The organism is Serratia sp. Ag1, from assembly GCF_000743355.1.
In the GTDB taxonomy this organism is placed as follows: Bacteria; Pseudomonadota; Gammaproteobacteria; order Enterobacterales; family Enterobacteriaceae; genus Chania.
This window is the reverse complement of sequence record NZ_JQEI01000017.1, coordinates 15,590-40,249: the sequence shown is the minus strand read 5'-3', so window position 1 is coordinate 40,249 and position 24,660 is coordinate 15,590. Positions and strand designations below refer to the sequence as shown.

Here is a 24,660-nt window from a genome sequence, read left to right as displayed (position 1 = left end):
AGCTCGCTCATCAACACGGCTGCCTGCTTTAGTATTTCTTTTTCCATTTCCAGCCGTTTAATCTGCGCTCTGAGCGACTGGATTTCACGTTGCTCTGGTGTCAGTGCAGGATTGTCCGGCGACACCCCGCTGACTTCTTCTTTGTACTGGCGTATCCATTTACGCAATTGGCTGGGGTCCAACTCCAGAGCGCGTGCAACCTCGATGGTTGACCGCTGATACTTAACGACCTGCTCAATAGCTTCCAGTTTGAATTCAGGAGAAAAACGGCGTTTGGTCTGTTTAGGTTGAGTCATTATCAATTACCTCAATTGGCTGTCATTAAATTAACAGGCTATTGAGGTGTCCGGTATTACTGATCCACTACAAGGCACGGGACAGGCGTTTCTGCTGGCGTTCAATCTGTTCCAGGGTTCGCCCCACGCGCTGCAGGTCGGTATTGAGGCGTAGGGCACTGCGTGAGCCAATCTGGCCATAACGTTCAGCCGCACGGCTCAACGCACTTTGCCTGTCTTCCAGGCGGCGCGAGGTCTCGCCCAGCGACTCCAGCGAACGACGGGTGCCGCTCATGGCAGAGCGGAAGCTGCTGTTAATCAGCCCGCCAATCATTACGCCGATAGAAAAGTTACTGGCCACGATTTACACTCTCTTCACACTGATGCCTATATAAAGGAAGGCAAGATGGAAACCACACTGAACACGCTCAAGGCCCTTGCCGTCACGCTGTTTGTCGGTGGTTACCTGTACCTGCTGACCAAGCTGGTTATCTACACGGTGACAACCAGCTCGGATGGGTTGGTGTGGGTGCTGATGATTGGCGGGGGGGCGGTACTGCTGAGTCTGGTGATGGCCCTGGCCGCTGCAGTACTGCAGCCCGCCCTGTGGCTACTCGCCGCCGTCGTGCTGGGCGTGGTGGCCCTGGTCAAGCGTTGTCGCCGTACTCGCGTTTGATTTGCTCCTCCGCCTGCGCCAGCCACATCTCCAGTTCGTCCGGCTCCAGCGCGTCAATCTCACTCGGCTGGAACTGGAACCACCTCGCCAGCAGCCCCTGCGCCTGGGTTAGCGCCTTCTGATCCCTTACCCATCCCTGTGATTTTCTGAAATCGCTTCTGCAACTCCAGATAGTCTTCCAGATCCATATTGTCGAAATCTTCCGGCAGCATACCGGTGGCACGGGACAGCAGGATGTCATCCCAATCAGCCGCGTTACTGCTGATTTTACGGGCTGCTTTCAGGTCTTTGACGCTGAGACGCCGCAAGGGCAACTCGGTGATGTTATTGCCTGCGGCACAACTGTAGGGGAATTTAAGGGTAAAACACATTTCTGACTGTGACATGAGGTGCTCCTGTTGGGCGCTCTGACTTGAGGTATAGCAGGAGTATGTCGCTATAAAGCGGAGAGGGATAATAAAGGCCGTTAGCGAATGAAAGGGGCCTAAGCCCCTTGGGGGCAAGGTATCAGCGAGTGCGAAAGCCCTTGCAGTGGCGCAGGAACTCAATCAGCATCGCTTTGCCCTCGGCTTTAGTCAACCCGCTAAACCAGTGGTCGGGCGGTGTCCATGCCTCGATCAGGTTGGCAAACTTCCGGGCCTTTGAGCGGGTGCAATCAATCGGATCATTGGTCTTTTGGGTATTGAACAACGCGTCAACGCCGGGAATATCCAGAAGCGTGAACCAGGTGCCGTTAGCCATACCGATGGAGCCGCAGTTCCCGCCTTTGTCCTCAATTTCAACGGTCATTGTCAGCCCCCAATATTACTGCGGTAATCGGCCAACTGGTCAACACCCCCGACACGGAAGATGTTAGCCAGGTAGTCCAGCTCCAGCAGTTCCTCGCCGTCGATCACCTGCTTGATGTAGGTGCAGGTGAAGCTGCTGGAGAACTCGGCATTCTCATGCTGCTTGAAGGTGCCCAGCGGGTTCTTCTTGAACATGATGGTCAGGTACGTCACCAGCGGGATTTCATCAATCAGCCCCTGGGAACTGTAGCGCTGCACGTTGGAGCGGCACTGCAGGGCCAGCGACTTGTAGGGGTTGGCGGCAGACAGCATCGCATCCCGGTAGAAGCTGTTCCACTTGATTTCCCCCTCCATCTTGTCGAAGCCGGACGGGAGTTCCACCTTGCCCACCATCCCCAATGCCTTGTGCTCCTGCATCGTCATGGAGATATCCGGCAGCTTGATTTCTTCTGCACGGCCCAGCAGATTGGCCCCGTCCAGATAGATGTTGGCGTTGGTGATACGGTTGATTTCAATTTTTCCTGCCATCAGCTTTTACCTCCCTTCAGGTTGGCCAGGTATTCCGAGGTGATTTCGGTTTCAAACGTCAGGCGCTCCAGTGGGGGCGGGGGCGTGTATTTGTAGCTCAGCAACAGGTGACCGGCGGCCAGTTCGGTCTCCTCGTTCCGGGCCGGATCAAACCAGCAGCTAAAGCCCAGCAGTGCCCCGTCACCAATCAGCTTGCGGCCATAGGCATTCACCGACTCGGTCAGCGCATCAATCAGCGCCTGGTCAATCGGCCTGTCCATAAACTGCTGGCTAAAGTAACGCAAGGATTCGTTGAGCATGTCACCGGTACGGCGGACGTTCTCAAAGTTGCGCATATGCGACACCGTGGGCCAGGCAGCCGAACGGTTGCCCCACAGACGCATGCCGGTGCCGTAACTGTTGAACACCGTGGTGATACCTTGCTCGTTGAGCAGATTGACCTCGCTGCTCGGGTCGTCAATCATCGCAGAGAGCAAGCGTTCCACCCCTGTGATCCCCATGATTTCCTGGTTGGACGACGACCACCAGAAGCCTTTGTCCAGGTCAACCTTGGCACGCAGCCCTGCAGCCCGCTGACTTAACGGCTCCAGGCGCTCCGTGTTGGTGGCCGCATCGTAGACTTTCACATGCGGATAACACAGGCGCACCCGGTCAGAGCTGGTGTTGAAGTTGATGGTGCCCTCCGGGCCACGTCCCGCCAGTACCTGGGCGAAGGTGGTGCCGATCGGCGCGTCAATATAGGCCATCGCCCCCAGTTTCTCCGCCATGGCAATCAGCTCGGTGGAAACGCTCTTCTGGGTGCAGTACACCGGGGCGATCAGGATTTTGGCCAGAAAGCCCAACAGGTTGTAAGTGTCGTTCAACAGTTTGAGACCGGTGCGGTTGCCCGACGCATTCACTGCCCCGATGATATCCGCTGCGGTGACCTTGCTCGGGTCGGCATAGGTGTAGGCGGCGGTGACGGTTGCACCAAGGGCCAGTTTCCCGCCCCCCAGGCGCACCAGTTCGCCAGTAGCCTCATCGATGCGGTAGTCAACATCCTTGTCGTAATGCGTGTTGCCTGTCCCGGTCAGCGTGATCGTGAGGATTTTCCCAAACGAGCGAGCCAACGCACTGGCATCCCCATAGGTTGCTGCCCCATTGAACAGGGCACCGAACGCCAGCCGCGCACGCCCCGTGGCCTTGTCAAACGTGACGCTTTCCGTGGGCACGCTGGTTTTGTGTATCGCCGGGTCGAGCACGTTGATCACCACCACGGTACCCGCCCCGTGGTCATAAATCGCGTCCAGCGCCTGGGGGATGGTAAAGCCAGGCAGTTGGCTACCGAACTGCGCCGCATCTTTCTCTGACAAGCACAAGGTAACGGTATTGACCGACCCAATGGGCGCGGTGCCAATCAGGCCAATCACCGCCGACTTCACGGCCTTCACCGGGCGGGCACCGCGCTCGACTTCGATGGTCTCAGCACCATGCAGATAGTTAGCGGCCATCGTTCACCCCCGTCGTGCCGGTAGCTGCGGTTGCAAAGGAGTCCGGCAACGGCTTGAGATAGTCCAGCGCCACCAGGGTTTTCACATACTCATGGTCTTCCGGCAACGCAACCGCCTTGCCTGGCCAGAGCAACACCTCGGCCCCGTCCGCCAGCGTCACACCGCTGGCCGGGCCGCAATAGAGATAATTCATGATTCGCTTTCCTCGTAGTTCACTTCGGTCAGGAGCGGTAAGTCGTTCGGCTCGACGTCCTGGATAAACACGGTCTCCGTGGCAAACGTCAGCACGTACTGCCACACCCCGTTCACCTGGCCCAGAAACCGGTCATGGATAAGCCACACCCGGCGACGGCAGTTCGGGGGCGTCCAGCCCCCCAGTGCCTGGCGGACATAATCCAGGATATCGACAGCACCTCCCTTACCGTTGAGTTGACGCACCACCACGGTGACGGTGAACTTGACGGTTTGGGGCTGAAGCACTGCGCCGATATCCTGCTGATTGCCGTAATCGGAGCTGCCATAACTGACCAGCAGTGCGCCCAAGGAATGCGTCAGGCGAAAAGCGTCGGGGTTCTCCGGGAAAAAGTCGCTGTGCAGCGCCGGTAACTTCCGGCGCAACCGCTCTACGGTGGCTTCGATAACGCTGCGGGTATTCATCAGTATTTCTCCAGCAGCCCATCCGGGCCGCCAAAACGGCGACGACGCCCCCGAACCCGGAACTCGCCGGATTCGGGTTGGTCGGCCTGGGTTTCCTGTACGCCCAGCGTCAAGGTGCCTGACCGCACGGCAATCAGCGCTTTCTCCGTGGCCTTGTACGCATCCTTGATGACCTCCGGCAAGTCCTGATCCGGGCGACGCTGGTACAACCGATGGCAGACCAGGTTCACGGCAAAATCCTTGACCACCGTGGGCGTATTCGCCAGCGGCAGCGGGTACCGTGCCCGCAGATAGGCATCAATCAGTTCGTCGGCATAACGGATCGCTTCCTCGACCACCTCCACATTGACCGTGTCCGGCAACGGCTTATCAAGCGCCATGTCCGACAGGTCATTGGTGAGTTCAATCAGCGTGCGGCGCTGGATCAGCCGCTCAATATCACCGGGCGTACAGTACGGCATCACACACCTCGCAGAAGGCGCACCAGGTCACCGGCCGCAGCGGCGGCATCCAGTGCCATTCCCACCGGGGATTTACCGGTCACCAGGGGAATGGCACACCCATTGCCGTCAGACTGCACGCTCTGCCCGGCGGTCAGTGCGGCCCCTGCCTCGACAACGAGGATGCCCAGGACATTGATGGGCACCGCGTCACCCGGTTGCGCGTCCACCTCGGCTACCCCGAGCGCCGGTAAGCCCGCCGCGCAGGGTTTACCGTCACCGCCCACCAGGCGCTGCTGGGTCAGTGCCGCAGCAGCCACCAGGGTAGTGGTCAAAATCACTTGCTGAGTCACCATGATCAGGCCCCTTTAATGTTGGTGATGATGTACCCGGCATCGCTGCCCACCACCGCCACCTTGTAGATGTCGGTGAAGCGCACGTTGCTGACCTTGCCCCCGGCGCTGGAGTACTTGTCAATGACCGGCATCCCCTTGCGGCGGAAGGTGTAGCCAAAGGACGGCTCGTTCTCGTCGGCGCTGTCCGTTTCGCTCTGTGGGCCACTGACGTAATGCAACATCAGGTTGTCCTGCCACAAATCACTGGTGCTTTTACCGTCCTTGCTTTGCGCCAGGGATTCACCCACCACCACGTCCTGCACCTGGAACAGGTCTTTCAGGATTTCAATCGTGATGCGCTTGCGTTCATTGGCCCCAATCGCCGCCTGAATGGCCGGGTGGAATTTCAGCAGCGAGAACACGCTGGCCCCCATGGTGATGAGGTTCGGGCGCAAGCCAATATTGCCCCGCACCACATCCATCCCCGCCTCAACATCCTTGATCGGGTTGCTGTTGGCCGCTCCCCAGGCCGTGGTTGACGTCAGCTTTTTCACCGCGTTGGACGCGTAAATCTTGGTGTCCTGCGCCAGGGTGGCGGCAAACACCTCGCGACGCAGTTGGATACCGCTGGTCGAACGACGAGCCGCCTTGGCCTCTTCGTTGAACATCGACTCGGCTTCTTCGCGGTAGTCCACGGGGGCGGCCAGGTCGTGCTCGTCCAGCACGATGTCCATGGCCCCGGTCTTCTCGCGGATCATCACGTTGCTATCCGCCCCCGGCGCACGGATGGTCTCATACACCGCAAACACACCCTTACCAAAGGTCGGCACCTTCGCGCCTTCCTTCTCCATCTCGACCACCGGGAACAGGCGCTCACCGATAAACGCAGCGTTGCGATAGCCACGGGCGACGGTGGTCAATACCGGGTCAACGACCCGTTTACCGCGTAAATAATCTGACATGGACTCTCCTTACAGACAGCGTTTGACGGCTGCTTCGTAGCTGATGTTTTCGGACTTGCTCAGGGTGAGCGCCTTTTGGTGCAGGGCCAGTTGGTCAGGGTCGGCGTCGGCGAACTCCACCGAACCGTCGCTCGATTTGCGGCGACGCTCACCGGTGGCCACTTCACTGAACTCCACGACCGGTGACGCACTCTGCAACAGGGACTTGAAGGCGTCGGCCAGCGGTTGGGTGGTGGTGCCTTCGGCAAACTCCACCGGCTTGTCACCCTAGCTGACTGCATCCAGCAGCGCGACGATCACCGACTTACCGGCAGGGGCCAGACGGGCCTCTGTGATAAGCGTGTCGGCAAACGCCACGTTGGCGTCGTGCGTCGCCGCCAGTTTGGTGTTCAACTCGGCCTGCTTGCGCTCGTCAAGCTGACGTTTCAGGTCTGCGTTCTCCTGCTGAAGGCGCAGTTTTTCTTCTTCATCCACAGGTGTTTCCTCCGTGGGGGTTTCAGTTGGTGCTGCCGGAGCAGCGGGGTCAGAAAATGCGGGGTGGGGTTTCCCTGGGGGATTGGCCGCTTCACGCAGCGCCTCCAGTTGCCAGGGTGGCAACGCCTCATCAGCCTTCTCCAGGCCGAATTGTTCAATCATGAAGTCACGCAGGCGCGAGAACAGGGTGGCACTGGTGGTGAATCCCCAGTCGGCAAACTCCACCACCCCTTCATTGGCCTCACCGAACTCGGCAGACTTGAGGCCCTTGACGGCGGGCGGCTGGGCACCCAGAAAACCCACATGGCGCAGGTAGTAGACGCCGGGAACAGGGTTGCCCGGTGAGTCCGGGGCGTAAAAGGCGGCAGAGATTTTTTTGAAGCGATGGTTATCGACCAGTTCTTTAAACGCCGGGTCAACCTGATGCGGCTCGGCCAGCATGTCCTTGCCGGTGGCCGCCAGGCTTTTTACCCAGCCGTAAGCCGGGTCGTCGGTTTTCGGGTGGCCGACCACAATCGGGGCTTCGTGCAGCGCCGGATCATACGCTGCCGCCATCGCCTGGATATCGGCATCGCTAAACTGCAGCTTTTGGCCATGCATATCGGTATGCGTACCGGCCTTGAAGATATGAAGTAGGTTCATGTGTCCCCCGTGGAAGTTCAGGGGGCAGTATGTCGCCTGGGCGGGGGCAAGACTTTTAAACGGGTTTAGTAATGTGCGGGGGCGATTTCAGGCACACTTCGACACCCGGTCAACATAATGTCGGATCATCGGTGGTCAGAAGGGAAAACAACGCCCCTGTAAAGCTTTATAAAGGCGTTGAACGGGAAAAGGGGCGTCGTTGTATCACCAACGCCCCTTGACGCCGCCGTGCGTCTGTCAGCGCCGGGTCACCTCAGTGAGGTAGGACAGAGTCTGGTCTAACAGCTTCTGCTCCACCCGCGCCTGCAGGTTACCGTCAGCATCCACGGGCAGATAGGGACGTTCGGGCAACGTGACGGCAAGGTTACGGCCTGCCTTGCCACCTAACTGGTGAATGCGAGCATAGTCAACGTTGGTACCCACCCCCGCGCTGCTGCTGTCATAGGCCGTGGTGATACTGCGGCGCAGCAACCCGCTTTTTGACAGCGTCATGCCACTTCGGGCCAGTGCGGCCACAGACGGCTCCCAGGCGGGGTGACCCTCATCCTCAAAGTTGAAGTCGGTTTCCGTCTTGAGGGTTTCAGCCAGGCGGCGCATCAGTGGCGTCATGTCCGCCAGTGCCGCATCCACGGATTTCAGCGCCTGGCGGAGTGCCTTGTCGTTGACCGTCACGGTCATCAGTTCTTTCATGGTCTCTCTCCCAACTCACGTTGTGCCAATCCGGCCAGTTTGCCCTGGTATCTGGCCAGGTCGGGGCGATACCCTTCGCCGGGGTTGTATGACCAGCCCACATCCGGGCTGACGATAATCTCGCTGTTGCGCACCGCATCGCGCACCCGGTACTGCGCCACGGGCTGCAGCTCGCCGGTTTTCTCCGAGACCAATTTTAGCGACCAGCCCAACGCCTCCCCGGACTGCCCGACACGCAAGCCGCGCTCACGAACGTCCGCTGCCGACAGGGCGATCACGCTGCAGCGGCAACGCCAGCCATTCGGCGGGTAGAACGCCCGCCAAAAGGGATCGTCCGAGGGGAACACCAGACCATGCAGCGCCAGGTGGCTCTTGCGGGTGTGGCTGTCACGGATGGCCACATACATCCAGTAGGGCCGGTCTGCGGCGTTTTCGGTCATCTCCGCCCAACGGCCTGCGCTGTAGAGCGTGGCCATGTTGGTGCGAAAAATCGTGTCCAGCCGCCACGGACTGCCCTGCTGGACGGTGACGGTTTCCCCGGTGTTCGGGTCGGTGGCCTCGACTTCCCCCCACCATCCCTTGGCCTGCAGTACCGGCGTCAGCGTTTTTTTGAACCACTGCCCGGTTTTGCCTTCCACCACTGCCTGCTCCAGGGCGCGGCGCACATCTTCCAGCACATCGAGCCGGGTCAGCTTGGCCACGGTGAACGCCTGGGCATGGGCTTCCTGCCACACCTCCTCCCAGTCCCAGGAGATGGCGAACCCCTTGGCCTTCAGGTAGCCAATCACCCGCTCCGGGGGCAGACCAAACATCATGGATAAAGCGTCATTACTGAGCGTTGGCATGCAGCCGCCCCCAGACCTTGGCCACGAACAGCACGCGGGCCAACCGTTCCTGCAGGTCGTCAGCCCCCATCTGCGGGTAGAGTTCGGCCAACTGGCCCATCAACTCAGAGGGGGAGACGCCCTGGCGAACGGCAGCGAACAGGGGGGCCAACACGGGGGTCAGCACCTTGTCCAGCTTGCCGGTTTTCATCAGGCTGTCGAGCGCATGGTCAAGCTGATCCTGCGCGTTCAGGTCAGCATCCGCTGCTGCTTCGGCAAACGCCACATCGGTCAACGGCGTGGTCACCGCAGACTCCCGAAGGTCACCCGGCTGCAGGCCATATTCCCGCTGAAAATACTGCGGGGTGAAGATGGCACCGGCCTGCGCAAGATTGTAATCCCGCTTGGACTGGATCTCATCGACGCTCTCCTGCTCCCACATGCCCCACACCGGGCACGGCACATCCCCAAAGTTGAGTTCAACCAGCCAGCGCAACACCTGATTCACCGTACTCACCACCAGGGACGCATCCCCGTCACGGATATCGGCGGTCACCTCCAGCCCGGCCTGCGCCGAGGCTCTGTTACTGTTGGCTTCTGTCGTCTGGTTTTGCCCCAACAAGGCGATAGAGATTTCGCTGCGGGCCATCTGGATCAAATCCTTGTAAATCCCGCTGGAGTCGCCTTTCCCTGCGGCCTCCAGAATCTCTACGGAAGAATCGTCAGGGATAGCGGCCACAGAGTCTTCCACCATGGTTTCCAGCGCATCCAGGATAAGGTCAATCTCGCTTTGCGCCGTGCCACGCGGGTGTTTGCCAATCACCCAGGGACTCCCGTACTTCTCGGTAAAACGCATCCAGAATTTCCAGCCGCCCTTTTTGAAGGTGACGGGCCAGAAGCACATGGAGAGGTCAGGAAACCCATAGGGGTTGTCATAGCTCGCATCCTGCGCGGCCACCACGAACTTGCGCGGTGGCAACAGTTCCCCCGCCAGTCCGGCATGGCGTGAGCGAAAGCGCAACTGGTTGCCATCATCAAAGGAAAACCACTCGGGCGGCTTGCCGACAATGTTGCTGACCACCAGATGGCCACCGTCTTTTTCCCAGGTCAGTTCGGCAGGCTGGTAGCCGAACAGCGGGCCATCCAACAGCTCACCGATAATGCGGTCAATGTCCCACTGGCTCATGACGTCGGTCAGAAACGCCATTACCGCGTCTGAGGCCCCGTTCGCGGTCAGCCCACGCTCCAGCGCTTTGACGGCAGACTTGCGGCGGCGAATGCTGCTGCCGACCAACGGCTCGGCCCGCAGGTCACGGTACACGCTGATATCCCGCCCCAGTGATTTGAGGATGGGGTCGGGGTTCGGCAGGCTGCTGAGATACCCGGTGAAGACGCCCATGGCCCGGTCACGGCTGGCAATCTCGCGGGTCAGGTCGCGCTTGGACTCGGCAAAAGAAACAAACTGTGTCGGTGTAACGTAAATTCCCTTGGCCATCAGTACCCCTCCAGCATGCGGGCAGACTGTCGACGGCGACGCGAATTGACGGTCACCGGCCCCTTGTTGAGTTCACGGCTGGCAAAGTAGGCCAGCGCCAGGGCAATAGCCGCATCGCCGTGACGTTTACCGCCATCCGTTTTGGATTTGGATCGTTGCTCTGGGATGCGAGGGACGCCGTTGATCACCTGCACCGCCCGCAGGTCATTCAGCGTATCCTCATCCTGGGGAAGCCCCTCCAGATTGCCGTCTTCCAATGCGGCTTTGACCGGCGGCATATGGTCACGGTACCAGCCTTCGTTCAGCTTGATCTGCTGTACCCGACTGGCCCCGTAGCGCTGCATGGCATACTCCGCCAGATAGGCTCCGTTGCCCCCGGCGTCAAACGCCGCGCCCATCAGATTGGGCAGGCCATCCATCAGGAACCAGGAAATCTGCTCCTGCTGTTTGAACGGCACGTTACGCAGCTCCAGCACGAACGGCACCCGGCGTACCAGGTTCTTTTGCTGCAGCAGCGGATAGTCAATCGACAGGTCACCGCTGCGACCAAAGTCGCGCCCCAGAAACGAACGCGCATCTGCAGGTAGCGCCGCCAGCAGCGGCTTCAGGTTTTCGTCCAGCCAGTCCTGCGTCTCCTTGAACCGCACCTCATCGGACTTGAGTTCGTAGCCCTCTGGGCAGGTGAGGCGCAAAATCGGGGTATCAGGGGTCATGCGCAGTTCAATCAGGGCACGGGACAGCCAGGCCCCGCCCGAATGGGCCGGGATACAATCCAGCTCCTCGCTGGCCCCGGCACCGTAGAACTTGTACACCGATGCCATCCACGCCTGCTCGGCCTCTGCCGACCAGGTCTGCCCGGTACGCAGGCACACACGGCGGAACAACCCCTCGGCCACCGCCTCCTCAAAGGGGATGCGATGCACGCTGCCGTCACGGCGTCCGGCACGGATATCATTCAGCAACACATTGAACGGGTTTTCGACACCATTATGGGTGGAGATGACACGCACCTTGCCACCCCAGATCAGCATCGCCAGTGCGGCCTTCAGCAGTTCACCCAACTGCTCATGGAACGCAGCCTCGTCAATGACGATGATGCCCTGGCGACCCCGCAGGTTGGAGGGCCGACTGGACAGCGCGACCACCCGAAACCCCGCATCCGGGAACCGGATGGTGTAGGTCTTGATATGTTTGTCGTCTTCTTCCTCCTCCCAGAACCCTTCCTCTATCGCGCTGGCCGCGTAGTTGAAGGCCCGCGCCCACATGGCGCACGCCTGGATATACTCCACGGTCATGTCCTGGTTGTAGGCAATGTAATAGACGTTCATCCCTCCAGCTGATGCTGCCGAAGCGGCGGTCAGCACATTGTCTGCCGCCTCGGCCCAGGTGATGCCGGTGCGGCGGCTTTTCTCAATGACCTTGAGCGGCGAAGGGTCAGCCACCCAGCGCTGCTGATAAGGCATGAGCACCACGGGCACATCCAGGGTGGAGGTGTCAGGTAACATGGGTGTCAGTTGGCTCATGTGGCGATCCCCATGATTTCACGGCGCAGTGCCTGGACGGCTTCGGCGGACAAGCCCCCTTTGCGGGCGATTTTCTCGGCCGCGCTGGCCGCACTTTCGACTTTCTCACGTACCTCGCTCTGAAAGCGTTTGAGGTTGACAGAGGCGCGGGTCAGGGTGGCGATGTTCTTCGAGGCGGTGGCCAGCAACTTGGCCCGGTCTGAAGGATCATCCCCATCCCCCACCTGCTGCAACCGCATCAGGATATCCATCATCTCCGTCTGGATCAGCGCCATCAGCCCCGCCGAACGATCATCAGCATCGTCTCCGGCTTCACGCGCCATCAGCCGTGCCGCTTCAGTGGCCGCACGCACCCGCGCCAGTTGCTGCTCCATCTTGTAGCCAAAGCGTTGCAGTGACGCACGGGTGATGAGATAGCCTTTATCACGCAACAAGGCTTCCAGATCGGCATAACCGGTAAAGTTGTTTTCCGTCAAGGCACGCTCCAGCCAGCGACGTACCTCTTGCGGCAAGATATCGATACTGCTGCGACGCCCCATGATCATTCGCTCCAGTATTTGGTCGGACGGGCGATACCAGGGCCACACTCCACGGTGTACTCCACCAGGTCGACACCCAGACGGGTCAGGTCGGCATACCACATCCCGGAGGGCTGCTTGTTCAGCTCCAGCATCTGGCGGTCAGCCAGATAATCCAGCTCGCGACGCAGCTCCAGCGCGGTAGCATCGGGGTAGATGGCACGGGCCACATCCAGCAACAGCGTTTCGCACGCGGTGTACGGACGGGTTTTATTGAGTGCAACCAGCAAGCTCCAACGCAGTGACTCACGGCGCACACGGGTGATATCAACCATTTTTACCTCCAGCAAGACGGTGCTGCTGCACCAATTCCAATTTGTTGTAAACCGCATCCAGCTTGGCTTCGATCACCGTCTGCCCCCGGACATAGTCCTCCCGACGCACATAGTGGATAGGCAGGTCGGCCTTGAACTCCAGGAACTCCCGCTCCAGGGTGTTCAGGTTGTTGGTGAACTCCCGAAGGCTGGCGTCCAGCGAAGAGAACTGCTCTATCTGGCGCTTTTCCAACTGGGCGAAAAACATCTTGGCCACGCCAAACACAAACCCCATAAAGGTGACCAATAGCCCCACCAGTGCCCAGAACTCGACTTCGACTCTCATTGCTGCAACCCCTCGATGTAATCCAGCAGTCCGTTAACCTGGGCACTCAGTGCCTGGCACTGGGGGCCGTTGTCAGTGATGTTGGCGAGAATGTCTCGCTGGGTGACGCCGGAATCACGTAATCGGGCGTCAGCGGGGTGAACGGGGCCGGGCGCTTGGCCAGGCTGGGCGGTAACGGTGGCAGCACCGTTTTGGGCACCGGACTCGGCAACGCCGAAGGCGGCGTTGTATTGCTGCACGAAGCCACGAGTAAACACGCACTGCACAGCATGAGGCTGGCCCTGTTCGTCAATCCAGCGTTGCGTAACATCATCAATTTTCCTCAGTAGTTGCTGTTTCTGTTGTTGCAGACTGGCGAGGGTGGCCTGATAGCCCACCTCAGCCTGATGAGCGGCAAGCACCTGTGCCTGGTAGCGTTCCTGCCAGGCACGCAGGGCGGCATTATCTCTGTCGGTCTGCTCGCGCTTTTCACGGTCAAAAGTGGCCTGAAGTTCACTCAGCGCAGCGTTGCCTGCCAGCGTGGCGTCACCCTGGCCATGGAGATAGCCTTTCTGGTAAATCCCACCCAAGACCACGGCTACCCCCAGCGCGATCAGCATGCCGCGCCAGGGTAATGATTTAAGCTCCACAGGTTGTCCCTCCCCAAACTAGATAACGCGGCATCAGGTCGTGCAGGATGCGGCGCGGGTACTGCCGGTTCTCGCGCCAGGCGGCGGCACTGCGCCCGGCATTGACGGTTTCGACCTGGGTAAACCATACCGTGGGCGTCAACCCTTTTTGTTGCGCCAGCGCCTTGTCCTTGATGACCCAGCCCAACCCGCCGTTATACGCCGAGAGGGTCATGGCCATCCGCTCGCAGGTGTTGTCTGCCCGGATGCGCTGCCACAGCCAGCGGTCATAGCTCACCAATGCCCGGATGGCCCAGGCGGGGTTGAACGGCTCGCGCTTGGCCAGGGCGGGCATCACCTGGCTGATCCAGTCCGCCGTCGCGGGCATAAACTGTGCCAATCCCTGCGCACCGACAGGCGAGACGGCATCATGGCGCCAGCCGCTTTCCTGATGAAGCTGTGCGGCGAAGTCGGCCACCGGCGCAGACAATCCCCATTCCACGCGGGCCGCACGAATAAGCGTGTCGCGGTGCTGCATTGCCGCCAGTGACGGCTGTGCGGCCTGGGCCTGCGAGAAAAAGCCCCCGCACCAGAGCAGCCAGGCAGTGACCCCAGCGCCGAACAGTTGCCACCAGAAACTGTATTTCCCGGTGCGCGGTTTGCCGTGCAGGGTGACCGTCATCCCCAGACCAAGAGTGACGGCCACAATCCAGGTGATTTGAGGCCAGTTCATCGCTACAGCCCCATCGCAACGCTGAGGCAGACCGCCGCCACAATCAGGGCGCGGCGGATCAGCACGGCAGCAAAGACGCGTTGATCACCGGGATTGACTGGGTACTTGCCTTCCGCCATCAGGACGGGGTCGTGCTTGAGGTACTGGCCAGGGCGTGATTTGGGGAACAGCGAACAGTCGAGCCAGTAACCCAGCACGGCGGCGAGGGTAATAAGCGACAGCTTGTAAATCACCACTGGCAATTGCTGCGGTGACACTAGGGCGATCAGCACCAGCAGCAGTACGGCGGTAAGCAGCCAGCCGCCGAGGCGCAGTTGTTTAACATGGGAAATTAGCGTGGTAACGGGGATTAATAGCGTTTTGAGGAATTTCATGATCTGTCTCCTTGAGTAAGTGGAGACAGCATCACAAATGGACGGTGAAAGGGATTTTAAACCGCGTTAATAGTGTGTACCGGGGGAAAGAAGCCAGGATGGCGGCTCAATCATACCAAAGGATAAGCCTGCCATGGGATTAAAATGCACCGCCAGACTGATTGAAATCGCTGGCGCAAAACCAGTACACGCCCTTATCCGGTTCAATACCGGTCTCATTAATAGGATTGCACGTGTCAACAAACGCACCTTCGGCTACAGGCGTAACCGCATCATGCTCAAAATGATTATCACGCTTGTAGGCGTCAATCGGTCGCTGGGCGATCTCTTCTTTTTCCTGACGCGGTTGCAGTATCGCGTCAACAGGGTGACCCGCACACCAGAAGTAAAAAGAGCGGCCCGCAGGGTGGTGGAACACCCGGCGAGCCGTCAACACACAGAATATTTAGTCCTGTCTCGGACATACCCAATAATCATTCTTAGGGTCTGGTGAAAAAACTGTCAAACAACCTGCTCGTGGGGCTTTGCTGCCATCAGTCTTAGGAAGATGTTCTTTGTCAAGTTTCACGCTCAAATCCCCACCAGGAACATCCATTCTGTCTAAACAAACTGACTGGCAGGCTGATTTAGATATTTTCACCTCGTGAGCATCATTTGATATAAACAAAAAGCAATTATGGTCAGACGCTATGTAACCGCCTGGAATATTATTCTCGCTTTTAATGTGGAACTGGACTGTTGTCACCGGACGCAAATTGTCATCAGATACTTTGACCTCTTCGAAATTGGCAGCATACTTATCTAAGCCTGGACATTGTTGACGAATAAATGGTAACTCGCGTTTTACAACCGGGTTATCGGTTTCAACGTTGAAAACTGAATGCTCCTTGGCTGGGGGGGAAGTTTCATCAGAATCAGCATTATCTCCACACCCAGACAAGATGAAAATCAATGGTAAAAATACGCAGCGCATAACCCTGTCCTTATCTCAATGATGTTATTTACATTTGATTCAGGAAAACAAACCGATCCGGTCTCTTCGACGCGAATCTCCCCAAAATCACCTAACAAAACGGGAATAAACCGTTCTCATAATCAACCGGGTAATGTTTTTCCATCGATGCGGATATCCTTATCGTAAAATAAAGCGGTACTTTTCATCAGGAACATTGTGCTGATCTAATAATAAGAGTCTGCATGGAGTGCTTAAAACACGAGAATAACCACCGTCAGGGCTGATGTTGATGTAACAGACCTTCCCCTTGACAGCATAGGCATCAGGAGCGGAAGACTGCGGTGAAACGGTAAATTTAAGGGTATGCCACCCTGATTTTTGCTTGTAAGTTGATAGTGAAATCAAGTCATTTTTATATTTATTAAGACCAGGAAAAATACTGCGCAAAGCTGGGATTGATGCATTGATAACACCGTTACTTGTCTCAACAGCAAATAGTTTTGCTTCGTTCTGGGTATCATCTTTTACTGAAGGTAACTTGTCTGAAATGCCCATGAAACCAGCAAAAACTGCCACAATAGTAATGACAACCCCAGACCATAGAGCTGTTTTTGTTGATAGAGTTGCCTTAATTGGCTCTGTTGCTGCCCCCTGCTGCAATGGCTCTGTTCTACCGTATTCACAATTATTTAATAGATCATCAAAATAACCAAATATTTCCTGAAGTTGCTCTTTAGTCATTCCCTTGAGGTGAGTCGTACCAAAACGCTTCAGGCAATACCTATCCCTTTCAATACGGTACTCTTGGCCAGTAATACTTATTATTTTAGCAACCAGAATATTACAGTCCTTAAGGTATTTTATCCGTCGAGCGCACTCTTGCAGGATTCCAACAGCGCAATGATAATCTGCTGCCGTCATCTCATTGACTGTCGTCGTATTGAGTTTGGTATGGAGCATCAGCCACATTTCTCGCTTACTTTCGCCAGCTTCAACTAACTCGTCCATTAGCTTGTGTAGGTCACGTTTTTGTAACAATGAGATTGGCTGCTGTGCAGTAGATGAAATATCACCAGCATAGTTATTAATGGTCACATCGCCGCTGACAACGTTACCCACATCTCCGTTAACTGTTTGCTTTAGCTCGCTCATTTTCTCTTCGTGTTTTTATTCATTATCGCCCCTGTCCCCATGGTCACATTACCTTTGATAACGTTCCCAAGAACATCGCCATGAATTACCTGCTCTGCTCGTTCTTTGGATGAACCTGTTGTTAGTGCCGATAACACTGATCCTTTGACCTGAATGGGAGCTTGGCGGTAGCGCTGAAGTAATTCCATTTCATCTCTGGAAAGAGTTACTCCGGATGACTCTCCTGTTAGAACGTATTGAATGTTTGCCCCAGCAGAAGCCAATGCAGCGAGAACTTCCATTCCTGGTGATATAAGTCCAGATTCATACCGGCTCCATGTCTCACGCTTAATACCTGCAAGCGCTGCCGCAGTAGCCTGAGTCAACTTAAGTTTCTTCCGTTCTTCTTTGAGCCGCTCAAATATTGATTTATTAATCACTATCCAACCTTGACTATGTGACTTATTGATCACATAATCTATCACATATAAACCAAACATCATTGCATCAACCAAGGAGGCAACGATGACCAGAAATCAACTGAAGACACTCATCAACTCAACTGGAAGAAAGCTTAATCAGTTTGCTGCTCGTCACCACTTCCCGGTAATAGCTGCATGCTCATACGCCGTAACAGAACCTCGGGTTCATCAACCAACATTGCCAACATCCGGTCGATCAAAGCTTCTGTTATTGACTCAGGTGGAGCTTCCTGCAATCGCCACTCTGCAAGAAGACGCGTGTATTCAGCAGTATCCAAATGCCCTGATTTACCTAGGCAAATAACAAGTACCTGCAAACAAGACATAACACCTTCCAAGCCCTCGTAAAGCAGCTTGTTGGGAGTTTCAGTATCAGCAGTATCCATTTAGTTATCCAAAAGGTGAAAAGTTATGACATCAGACCAAATCAAAGCTCTCTTCCGGCAGCGTGGGATGACCTTCACTCGCTGGGCTGAAGAAAACGGCTATACGCGCAACGAGGTTTATCGCGTTCTTAACGGCCAGGCCAAGGCAAATTACGGCAAGGCCCACGAGATTGCCGTCAAGTTGGGACTCAAATCCGGCACCGTTGCAGCATGATACATGCTTGCAATCAGTGTAACAGCGTTTCATCTGTAGAAAAGAGGGTAAGCATTGATTATGACTATTTCGCCCAACGCCTCCTCATCAATTAAGCGTGCTCTGCGCGTCATGAAAGCGCTAAAAGGACATTCACTCAACGGGATTTCCAATGGAGAACTAGCCAAAGCTCTGGGGGAGTCACCGGCAAACATTACTCGCACCCTGAACACATTGGTCGACGAAGGCATGGCCCAGCGTTTGGACTCGGGGCGCTATGCCCCCGGCATGATGCTGTTGCAGATTGCACAGTCCTTTGCCAACGAGATGGCCTCTACACAGGCCCGCATAGCAGAAATGAACCAGCGCGTGCTTGCTGGTAGCCGTAACTAAGGAGTGACGAAATGGCTCGGCCAAAAAACACCATTACCACACAGCTTGTTGAAGATGTGCCTCTGGCAGAAGACCTGCAACTTAACCTGAATGCTATGACCGAACACCGCCAGCAGATCATGGCGCAGTTTGGTGACGGGCTACCTTATGACCGCAGCCGTATAGTGCATGAAGCCCGGTTCTATATGGCGCAAAGTGCTGAAGCCATGCTGGAAGCAGGTAAGCGCCTCGTAATTATTAAGGAGGTAGAACCTCACGGAGTTCTAATCGATATCCTCGAAAATGAACTGGCTCTCCCATATAGAACTGCCGCGAGAATGATGCAGGCCGCAACTAAATATCTTTCTCCAACGTTGAAAACAAATGTGCCAGCGCTGGCACATTTGGGCAAAACCAAACTCTTCGAGTTAATGACCGAGGACGATGGGGATCTGGCTGAACTGGCTGATGGCGGCACCATCGCTGGTATGACGCTGGACGATATCGACCGCATGACCAGTCGTGAACTCAAAGCCGCCCTGCGTGAAACCCGTGAAGACCTAGACGCCAAACGCCGTACCGTGGCGGAAAAAGACGAGAAAATCAACGAGCTGAAAGAAACGCGGGAAAAACTCAAACGCCTCCCCGTTGATGCAGAGATCAATGAACTGCGTGGGCAACTCTCTGACCTAGCTGAAGAAATGGTCAGAAAAACCATGGGCAGCATCACGGACGGCTTTGTTCGCCTGGATGAAGACACCCTGGCACGAGGCGTGCCCCATACCGGCTTTATGGCCGGTCTGCTGCTGGATATTGAACGTGAAATCCAGTGCCTGCGCTCACGTTTCGATTTGCCTGAACTGCCTGTCCAGACCGAACCTGAGTGGATCAACGGCCCCACCGAGGATGATAAGAATTTCAAGAAGCCTGATTTTCTGACCGAACCCAGCGAGGAACGCTAATCCATGAACGCCATCCTAAACGAACGACTGGTAGAGATTGCCAAGGAAGCCCGGATGGCACCGCACGGGGCAAAAGAAGCCATCTATCAGGCAGCCTGTGAGGAGTTGCAAATCAGCAAATCCACGCTGTTGAAGAAGCTAAAAACCGTGGCTTACACCAAACCACGTAAAAAACGCAGTGATGCCGGTAAAAGCATCATCAGTGAAGCGGAAGTCAAAACGATCGCTGCGGCTATTAAGGGATCAACACGCATGACCAGCAAACGCCTTTACAGCATTGAGCAGGCCACCGACGATTGTCGCCGTAATGGCATGGTTCAGGCGGGTCAGGTGGATCAGGCAACCGGTGAGTTCACGCCGGTGCATAAAGACACCGTGCGTCGAGCTTTGCTTAAACATCGCCTTCACCCTACCCAGATGAAAATTGCTGCGCCGCATGTTCGCCTGGTCAGCCGCCACCCCAATCATGTCTGGCAGTTGGATGCCTCCATCTGCGTGTTGTTCTACCTGAAAAACCCCAAGAAAATCAGCAAGGCTATACGCCTGGGGCAGTCCAATCTCTACATGATGCCAGAGGCAGAATTCAACAAAAACAAGCCTGACAATCTTGACCGTATCGCCAAAGACCGCGTGTGGTCGTTTGAAATCACCGACCACACCAGCGGGTGGATTTATGTCGAATACCAGTTCGGTGGCGAAACCTCAGCCAACTTCGCCAGTGTTCTCATCAATGCCATGCAGGAGCGTGAAGGCGCGGACATTTTGCACGGCGTTCCTGAAATCCTGTTCACCGACCCCGGTTCAGCGTTAAAAGCCCCCACGCTGGGCAACCTGTGCAAATCGCTAGGGGTCAGGATGATCCCGCACAAGGCACGGAATGCCCGTGCAACTGGGTCGGTAGAAAAGGCGCGTGACATTATTGAGCGACAGTTCGAAGGTCGTCTCAGCTTCCAGCAGGTTAACGACCTGGACGACCTTAACGACAAGGCCCGTGCCTGGCGCATGCTGTTCAACCGCAAGAATATCCATAGCCGCCATGGTGAAACCCGCACCGCCAAGTGGTTGGCAGGTATCCGTGGCCATCTGGTCAAGGCACCACCACTGGACGTTTGCCGGGAACTGGCGGTTTCCACTCCCGAAAGCCGCAAGGTTCGGGGTGACATGTCCGTACCGTTCAAAGGCAAAAGCTATAACCTGCGCCCACTGGTTGAACAGGATTTAGTTTGCGTCGGCGAGTCGGTGCTGATCACCGTCGTCCCCCTCAAAGAGAACGTGGCGCGGGTCGTGCTGCATGATGACAACGGCATGGAATGCTTTTATCAGGTTGACGAAATCATGCTGGATGAGAACGGCTTCCCTATCGATGCACCCGTTATAGGCGAATCTTTTGCCCCAGTTCCCCAGACATTGCTTGAACGTAACAAGGCAGAGCTGGATCAACTGCTGACTGAAACAACCTCTGCGGCTGATGCGCAAGCTGCGCTCAAGGCCAGAACGCTGCCGTTCGGTGGCCGACTGAATCCCTTCAAGGATATTGAAGAGGATATCGCGCCGACCTATCTGCCCGTCCGCGGGGAGGCTTCCAAGGTGCGTGGCCCACGCATTGAGCAATTTTTAAATCCGGTAGAGGTGGTACGTACCCTGCGTGAGCAGTTCAAACAGCAGGGGAAAACTTGGAACAGCACATTCTATACCGATATCACGACCCGCTTCCCTGATGGCGTTCCCGCCGACCAGGTAGAGGCATTGGCCGCTGAATACATGGCGCTGACCTCTGAAGTGGTGGTCAGGTTGGTTAACAGCAAGTAACCCAGGAGGAGTCATGCTGGCATTCAAGCAACAGCTACAGGCACACCAGCTTACGCAAAGTGCGGTGGCCGTGGCTGTCGGGATATCAGAAGCGGCGCTGGCGCAGATTGTGAATCATAACCAGTGGCCACGGCAGCATGCCGATGCGGTTCGCCAGCGCATCACCGCGTTTCTGGCGCAGAAAGGTATTGATACCACTGGCAGTTTTGACGAGGTGCAGGCTGATGCAGTGCAGCCAGTCGACACCAGGACGATCACCGACACATCCCTGACCGATAAAGAGGAAAATATGTTACTGAAAAAGCAGGTATTGCTTCCTGACACCCGTAAACACTTTGGCATCTTCCGCAACCCGTTTGATGAAGCGGCCATGCAAAGCACCGAAGACGTTTTTCTGACGCCGGAAAGCCGCTACGTGCGTGAATCCATGTACCAGACGGCGAAATACGGTGGATTCATTGCAGTGCATGGCGAGTCAGGCTCAGGCAAATCCACGTTGCGCCGCGACCTGATTGACCGCATCAACCGGGAACATGCCCCCATTATTGTCATTGAACCCTATGTGCTGGCGATGGAAGACAATGACCGCACCGGTAAGACGCTGAAAGCGGCCAGTATTGCCGAAGCCATCCTCAGCACCATCGCCCCGCTGGAGCGCCTGAAATCGGCACCCGAGGCCCGTTTTCGCCAGTTGCACCGCATTTTGAAAGAGAGCGCCAGGGTCGGACATAGCCACGTTCTGATCATTGAAGAAGCCCACTGCCTGCCAGTGCCGACCCTGAAGCACCTGAAGCGCTTCTTTGAACTTGAGGACGGGTTCAAAAAGCTGATTTCCATCATCCTGATTGGCCAACCTGAGCTGCAGCAGAAGTTATCTGAACGCAGCCAGGAGGTTCGCGAGGTTGTACAGCGTTGCGAACTGGTGAGGCTTGACCCACTGGACGCACATCTGGATGCGTTTCTGGCCCATAAGTTTACCCGCGCCGGTGTCGAGATGGACAAAGTGCTGAACCCGTCAGCGGTAGAGGCCATTCGCGAACGGCTCAGCCTGCGCCGCAAAAACGGTAACAGCGCTGTCGAGACCGTCAGCCTGCTTTACCCTCTGGCCATCGGCAATCTGGTCACCGCCGCCATGAATCTGGCAGCAGAAAACGACATCCCGATTGTGGATGCCAACATCATTCGCAGCATATAAAGGAAAGCGCCATGAGTCGTACTATCGCAGCGAAACAGCGTCGTTCAAACCGAATGACACTGAGGCACAAAGGGAAGCATGTTCATCTGCACTTTGTTGAAGATTTCTCCGATTGTGAGTTTAGCGGTAAACCTCGCCAGTACGTCAGATTATTAGCCCACAGACGTGGGGCACGCCGTTACCGTGCCAAGCCTGCCTTTATGGCCCGGTGGTATCTCAGAGAGCTACTCCCCCAATTGCATCCAGGGCGGTGGGGAGAAGTTGTTTTCGAAGGAGTGACGCCATGAGAAGCCGGTTGATCATCCCCTGCGACAACATGCCGATCCAGATGCAGCTTGCGTCTTCCGGCCTGGCAATAACGCAACTCAATACCATGGGGTTTACCGTCGAACGGATTGAACTGGATGGGTATACCCGGCCCACCATCACCGTCCAGTATGATGCCAATTGTCGACATCGGCAGGAAAACGGCGAGGCCGTCAAGTATGCGTATGGCACGGATGAATGCGGCAAATATGAACGGTATCAAATTCAGCTTTGCAACTGCCGGATTAGCTGGGAGGTGCGGTAATTAATTTAATCGGAATACCTTCTTTATTTATTAACCCTTAATACAGGTAATTAAAAATGGCAAAAGGTAAAACGCGGCTTAAAGCTGCGGCGACTTCCTATGTCCCGCAGTCACGCGAGCAGGTTATTGAAGATATTAAAAAGATTGGTGATATCCAACGGGAGTTAACCCGTGTTGAAACGGACATTAATGACCGCATCGCCATTCTGACCAACAAGCACACCCCTGAGATTGAGGCCATGAAAGCCCAGCTATCTTCTCTGCAAAACGGTGTGCAGACCTGGTGTGAAGCGCATCGTGAGGCCATTACTGATGGCAACAAAACCAAGACGGTAAAGTTCAATACCGGTGAGGTGTCGTGGCGTGCGCGTCCAATTTCCGTCTCTATCAAAGGTGTCGATGTTGTCTTGAAAGCGTTAAAAACCCTGAAACTCGACCGTTTTATTCGTACCAAAGAGGAAATTAATAAAGACGCTATTTTGGCAGATAAAGATGCAGTGAAAGATATTAAGGGCATCACCTTTAATAAGGATAAAGAAGATTTCTCCATCACGCCTTTTGAGCAGGAGATCCAGTAATGCCTATTCATTGCAAACAGTGCAAAAAGCCTGTGTCCCAACTGAACCTGAAGCAGGCTGATGTGGTTCAAACGCCAGAGTTCAGCGAGTGGATTGTCGACTTGATCCTGGTCTGCCCACACTGCAGCCAGCAATACGCAGCAGCGCTTCCTTCCGGCGACCTCACCCCTATGGAGACCCACAATGGATAAACTCGCCCTGTACCGGCAGGCCCTGCAGGTGTTCGGCTACGACAAACAGTTATGCAAGCTGGCCGAGGAGGCCAGCGAGCTGGCTGCCGAATCCAACCGCTTGTTGAACCATCAAGGTCTTGAACGCCGTCTGGCCTGTGAAATGGCCGACGTTGAGATCATGATTGAACAGTTCCGTCATAACGGTCTGGCAAGCCTGATCGACTTTCATAAACAGCAAAAGCTGGAGCGCCTGGCTAAGCGCCTGGGGGTAACCTATGAGCAATGAAAAAATCATGGACAAGCTGAAGAAGCTATATGCCCTGTCCAAATCCAGCAATCCACACGAAGCGGCGGTGGCTCTGCAACGTGCCCAGAAACTGATGCAGCACCATGGTATCGACCAGTCTGACCTAGAGTTGAGTGATATCAGCGAAAGCATCAGCGACTACTGGCCTGTGGGCGGCTCACGCCCCCCTGCCTATATGCTGGGCCTGCTTGCCATCATCCGGGATGCCTTTGCTGTTCAGTCCTTGTTGCTTTCTGGCATCAGTACCCGCGTCAGCTTTTACGGCCCTCAAAACCGTGCTGTTCTGGCGTCCTATACCTTTGAAGTGCTGGGCCGTCAGTTGATAAAGGCCCGTCAAAACTTTATCAAAACACAGAACAAACGCCTCAAAACCACCACCAAGACCAGCAGAGGGGACAAGTTCGCCGAGGGCTGGATCATCGCCGTTCTCAACGAAATTGAAAAGCTGGCCATGACAGCGCGGGAAGAAGACCTGACGCGACGCTGGCTGGAGAAAAAGTACACCCATACAGAGGAACTGAACGGGCGCGAAGCTCGTAACGCCAGAGGCGCGGTGGAGGCCAGGCGAGCAGGCTATCAGGAAGGTCGCCAGGTGCAACTGCACCAACCAGTGGATGGTCAGGAACAGCTAAAAATTGGCGGTGCCGCATGATGGAACCGGTCATTTACCTCAACGGCATTTTTTGGTTCTGCTATGTCGGCTGGTCTGTTGCCGAATTGCATCGCCTGGCAGGAAGCTTCAGACGCTGGCGGGGGATCAAGTTGGCGCTGGCCTGGTCGGTCATTTTCTTGCTGTGGCCATTGGCCCTGCCGTTATTCGTCGATTACCTAAAACGCATCGACTAGGAGGGAAT

35 protein-coding genes and 5 pseudogenes are annotated in these 24,660 nt (G+C 56.1%); 12 read left to right on the top strand and 28 right to left on the bottom strand.

What is annotated here, in order from left to right:
• Together IV04_RS11760 and IV04_RS11755 are read right to left on the bottom strand one after the other, a co-directional pair.
• Nucleotides 1-296, bottom strand: a pseudogene (locus IV04_RS11760) (transposase); the annotation flags it as partial.
• A 79-nt stretch (nucleotides 297-375) separates the two neighbouring features.
• Nucleotides 376-636, bottom strand: a pseudogene (locus IV04_RS11755) (phage tail tape measure protein); the annotation flags it as partial.
• A gap of 45 nt (nucleotides 637-681) precedes the next feature.
• On the opposite strand from IV04_RS11755, the gene IV04_RS11750 reads away from it, so the two are divergent.
• Nucleotides 682-951: a hypothetical protein gene (locus IV04_RS11750; RefSeq protein WP_037404640.1), complete on the top strand. Its 270-nt coding sequence runs from the start codon at nucleotides 682-684 to the stop codon at nucleotides 949-951.
• A 59-nt stretch (nucleotides 952-1,010) separates the two neighbouring features.
• Here the strand turns inward: IV04_RS11750 and IV04_RS26765 are convergent, their stop codons facing one another.
• From IV04_RS26765 to IV04_RS11625, 26 genes and pseudogenes are all read right to left on the bottom strand, one after another.
• A complete protein-coding gene (locus IV04_RS26765) occupies nucleotides 1,011-1,337 on the bottom strand; it encodes a phage tail assembly protein (protein WP_037404641.1) in 327 nt (108 codons plus the stop codon).
• Between the two features lie 121 nt (nucleotides 1,338-1,458).
• Entirely contained in the window at nucleotides 1,459-1,740 is a 282-nt protein-coding gene (locus tag IV04_RS11740) for a hypothetical protein (RefSeq protein WP_037404348.1), read from the bottom strand.
• Between the two features lie 2 nt (nucleotides 1,741-1,742).
• Nucleotides 1,743-2,267, bottom strand: coding sequence for a phage major tail tube protein (locus tag IV04_RS11735; protein ID WP_037404642.1), 525 nt, complete (start codon nucleotides 2,265-2,267; stop codon nucleotides 1,743-1,745).
• Nucleotides 2,267-3,301: pseudogene (locus IV04_RS11730) on the bottom strand (phage tail sheath subtilisin-like domain-containing protein); the annotation flags it as partial. The gene IV04_RS11735 and the pseudogene IV04_RS11730, both read right to left, overlap by 1 nt.
• A 122-nt stretch (nucleotides 3,302-3,423) precedes the next feature.
• Nucleotides 3,424-3,757: pseudogene (locus IV04_RS27105) on the bottom strand (phage tail sheath family protein); the annotation flags it as partial.
• On the bottom strand, nucleotides 3,747-3,950 hold the full coding sequence (locus tag IV04_RS11725; RefSeq protein ID WP_037404644.1) for a hypothetical protein: 204 nt from the start codon (nucleotides 3,948-3,950) through the stop codon (nucleotides 3,747-3,749). The gene IV04_RS11725 and the pseudogene IV04_RS27105, both read right to left, overlap by 11 nt.
• Nucleotides 3,947-4,414, bottom strand: coding sequence for a Gp37 family protein (locus IV04_RS11720; protein WP_037404645.1), 468 nt, complete (start codon nucleotides 4,412-4,414; stop codon nucleotides 3,947-3,949). Before IV04_RS11720 ends, IV04_RS11725 begins: the two co-directional genes overlap by 4 nt.
• Nucleotides 4,414-4,875: a gp436 family protein gene (locus IV04_RS11715; RefSeq protein WP_037404646.1), complete on the bottom strand. Its 462-nt coding sequence runs from the start codon at nucleotides 4,873-4,875 to the stop codon at nucleotides 4,414-4,416. Before IV04_RS11715 ends, IV04_RS11720 begins: the two co-directional genes overlap by 1 nt.
• On the bottom strand, nucleotides 4,875-5,210 hold the full coding sequence (locus tag IV04_RS11710; protein ID WP_037404340.1) for a DUF2190 family protein: 336 nt from the start codon (nucleotides 5,208-5,210) through the stop codon (nucleotides 4,875-4,877). The genes IV04_RS11715 and IV04_RS11710 overlap by 1 nt, the downstream gene beginning before the upstream one ends.
• 2 nt (nucleotides 5,211-5,212) lie before the next feature.
• Nucleotides 5,213-6,151 (bottom strand): hypothetical protein, encoded by a 939-nt coding sequence (locus IV04_RS11705; RefSeq protein ID WP_037440839.1) that lies wholly within the window; start codon nucleotides 6,149-6,151, stop codon nucleotides 5,213-5,215.
• Nucleotides 6,152-6,160: 9 nt separating this feature from the next.
• A pseudogene (locus IV04_RS11700) lies at nucleotides 6,161-7,267 on the bottom strand (peptidase).
• A gap of 237 nt (nucleotides 7,268-7,504) precedes the next feature.
• Nucleotides 7,505-7,957, bottom strand: coding sequence for a phage virion morphogenesis protein (locus tag IV04_RS11695; RefSeq protein WP_037404573.1), 453 nt, complete (start codon nucleotides 7,955-7,957; stop codon nucleotides 7,505-7,507).
• Nucleotides 7,954-8,802, bottom strand: a complete 849-nt coding sequence (locus tag IV04_RS11690; protein WP_037404574.1) for a phage minor head protein — start codon at nucleotides 8,800-8,802, stop codon at nucleotides 7,954-7,956. Before IV04_RS11690 ends, IV04_RS11695 begins: the two co-directional genes overlap by 4 nt.
• A complete protein-coding gene (locus IV04_RS11685) occupies nucleotides 8,786-10,276 on the bottom strand; it encodes a DUF935 domain-containing protein (protein WP_037404575.1) in 1,491 nt (496 codons plus the stop codon). The genes IV04_RS11690 and IV04_RS11685 overlap by 17 nt, the downstream gene beginning before the upstream one ends.
• On the bottom strand, nucleotides 10,276-11,799 hold the full coding sequence (locus IV04_RS11680) for a hypothetical protein (RefSeq protein WP_037404577.1): 1,524 nt from the start codon (nucleotides 11,797-11,799) through the stop codon (nucleotides 10,276-10,278). The genes IV04_RS11685 and IV04_RS11680 overlap by 1 nt, the downstream gene beginning before the upstream one ends.
• Nucleotides 11,796-12,338 carry a DUF3486 family protein gene (locus tag IV04_RS11675; RefSeq protein WP_037440837.1) on the bottom strand — a complete coding sequence of 181 codons (543 nt, stop codon included), beginning with the start codon at nucleotides 12,336-12,338 and terminating at the stop codon, nucleotides 11,796-11,798. Before IV04_RS11675 ends, IV04_RS11680 begins: the two co-directional genes overlap by 4 nt.
• A 2-nt stretch (nucleotides 12,339-12,340) precedes the next feature.
• Complete coding sequence (locus tag IV04_RS11670) at nucleotides 12,341-12,652, bottom strand: hypothetical protein (protein ID WP_037403206.1); 312 nt, start codon at nucleotides 12,650-12,652, stop codon at nucleotides 12,341-12,343.
• On the bottom strand, nucleotides 12,645-12,977 hold the full coding sequence (locus IV04_RS11665) for a hypothetical protein (RefSeq protein WP_037403208.1): 333 nt from the start codon (nucleotides 12,975-12,977) through the stop codon (nucleotides 12,645-12,647). The genes IV04_RS11670 and IV04_RS11665 overlap by 8 nt, the downstream gene beginning before the upstream one ends.
• Nucleotides 12,974-13,576: a hypothetical protein gene (locus IV04_RS11660; protein WP_051916774.1), complete on the bottom strand. Its 603-nt coding sequence runs from the start codon at nucleotides 13,574-13,576 to the stop codon at nucleotides 12,974-12,976. The genes IV04_RS11665 and IV04_RS11660 overlap by 4 nt, the downstream gene beginning before the upstream one ends.
• 19 nt (nucleotides 13,577-13,595) lie before the next feature.
• Complete coding sequence (locus IV04_RS11655; protein WP_037403211.1) at nucleotides 13,596-14,318, bottom strand: transglycosylase SLT domain-containing protein; 723 nt, start codon at nucleotides 14,316-14,318, stop codon at nucleotides 13,596-13,598.
• Nucleotides 14,319-14,320: 2 nt separating this feature from the next.
• Nucleotides 14,321-14,692: a putative holin gene (locus IV04_RS11650; protein ID WP_037403214.1), complete on the bottom strand. Its 372-nt coding sequence runs from the start codon at nucleotides 14,690-14,692 to the stop codon at nucleotides 14,321-14,323.
• Nucleotides 14,693-14,831: 139 nt separating this feature from the next.
• Nucleotides 14,832-15,128 carry a hypothetical protein gene (locus tag IV04_RS11645; protein ID WP_037403215.1) on the bottom strand — a complete coding sequence of 99 codons (297 nt, stop codon included), beginning with the start codon at nucleotides 15,126-15,128 and terminating at the stop codon, nucleotides 14,832-14,834.
• A 9-nt stretch (nucleotides 15,129-15,137) separates the two neighbouring features.
• Entirely contained in the window at nucleotides 15,138-15,665 is a 528-nt protein-coding gene (locus tag IV04_RS11640) for a hypothetical protein (protein ID WP_037403217.1), read from the bottom strand.
• A gap of 159 nt (nucleotides 15,666-15,824) precedes the next feature.
• A complete protein-coding gene (locus IV04_RS11635) occupies nucleotides 15,825-16,799 on the bottom strand; it encodes a hypothetical protein (protein WP_037403219.1) in 975 nt (324 codons plus the stop codon).
• Nucleotides 16,796-17,281: a helix-turn-helix domain-containing protein gene (locus IV04_RS11630; protein WP_231566312.1), complete on the bottom strand. Its 486-nt coding sequence runs from the start codon at nucleotides 17,279-17,281 to the stop codon at nucleotides 16,796-16,798. Before IV04_RS11630 ends, IV04_RS11635 begins: the two co-directional genes overlap by 4 nt.
• Nucleotides 17,282-17,352: 71 nt before the next feature.
• Complete coding sequence (locus tag IV04_RS11625) at nucleotides 17,353-17,646, bottom strand: hypothetical protein (protein ID WP_037403220.1); 294 nt, start codon at nucleotides 17,644-17,646, stop codon at nucleotides 17,353-17,355.
• 25 nt (nucleotides 17,647-17,671) lie between these two features.
• On the opposite strand from IV04_RS11625, the gene IV04_RS11620 reads away from it, so the two are divergent.
• The 11 genes from IV04_RS11620 (at nucleotide 17,672) to IV04_RS11565 (ending at nucleotide 24,652) form a co-directional block, all read left to right on the top strand.
• Entirely contained in the window at nucleotides 17,672-17,860 is a 189-nt protein-coding gene (locus IV04_RS11620; RefSeq protein WP_037403224.1) for a DNA-binding protein, read from the top strand.
• Nucleotides 17,861-17,920: 60 nt separating this feature from the next.
• Nucleotides 17,921-18,232 (top strand): helix-turn-helix domain-containing protein, encoded by a 312-nt coding sequence (locus IV04_RS11615; RefSeq protein ID WP_037403226.1) that lies wholly within the window; start codon nucleotides 17,921-17,923, stop codon nucleotides 18,230-18,232.
• A gap of 11 nt (nucleotides 18,233-18,243) precedes the next feature.
• On the top strand, nucleotides 18,244-19,173 hold the full coding sequence (locus IV04_RS11610) for a DUF3102 domain-containing protein (RefSeq protein WP_037403229.1): 930 nt from the start codon (nucleotides 18,244-18,246) through the stop codon (nucleotides 19,171-19,173).
• 3 nt (nucleotides 19,174-19,176) lie between these two features.
• The gene (locus tag IV04_RS11605) at nucleotides 19,177-20,982 is read left to right on the top strand and encodes a DDE-type integrase/transposase/recombinase (protein ID WP_037403232.1); all 1,806 of its coding nucleotides are present in this window, start codon (nucleotides 19,177-19,179) and stop codon (nucleotides 20,980-20,982) included.
• Nucleotides 20,983-20,995: 13 nt separating this feature from the next.
• Entirely contained in the window at nucleotides 20,996-22,177 is a 1,182-nt protein-coding gene (locus IV04_RS11600) for an ExeA family protein (RefSeq protein ID WP_037403234.1), read from the top strand.
• 283 nt (nucleotides 22,178-22,460) lie between these two features.
• Nucleotides 22,461-22,748, top strand: a complete 288-nt coding sequence (locus IV04_RS11590) for a hypothetical protein (protein WP_051916772.1) — start codon at nucleotides 22,461-22,463, stop codon at nucleotides 22,746-22,748.
• Nucleotides 22,749-22,804: 56 nt separating this feature from the next.
• Entirely contained in the window at nucleotides 22,805-23,326 is a 522-nt protein-coding gene (locus IV04_RS11585; protein WP_037403239.1) for a host-nuclease inhibitor Gam family protein, read from the top strand.
• The gene (locus IV04_RS11580) at nucleotides 23,326-23,517 is read left to right on the top strand and encodes a hypothetical protein (protein ID WP_037403242.1); all 192 of its coding nucleotides are present in this window, start codon (nucleotides 23,326-23,328) and stop codon (nucleotides 23,515-23,517) included. Before IV04_RS11585 ends, IV04_RS11580 begins: the two co-directional genes overlap by 1 nt.
• Complete coding sequence (locus IV04_RS11575) at nucleotides 23,510-23,785, top strand: hypothetical protein (RefSeq protein WP_037403243.1); 276 nt, start codon at nucleotides 23,510-23,512, stop codon at nucleotides 23,783-23,785. The genes IV04_RS11580 and IV04_RS11575 overlap by 8 nt, the downstream gene beginning before the upstream one ends.
• Nucleotides 23,775-24,458: a DUF2786 domain-containing protein gene (locus IV04_RS11570; protein ID WP_037403245.1), complete on the top strand. Its 684-nt coding sequence runs from the start codon at nucleotides 23,775-23,777 to the stop codon at nucleotides 24,456-24,458. Before IV04_RS11575 ends, IV04_RS11570 begins: the two co-directional genes overlap by 11 nt.
• Complete coding sequence (locus IV04_RS11565; protein WP_081893200.1) at nucleotides 24,455-24,652, top strand: hypothetical protein; 198 nt, start codon at nucleotides 24,455-24,457, stop codon at nucleotides 24,650-24,652. Before IV04_RS11570 ends, IV04_RS11565 begins: the two co-directional genes overlap by 4 nt.
• Nucleotides 24,653-24,660 lie beyond the last annotated feature (8 nt).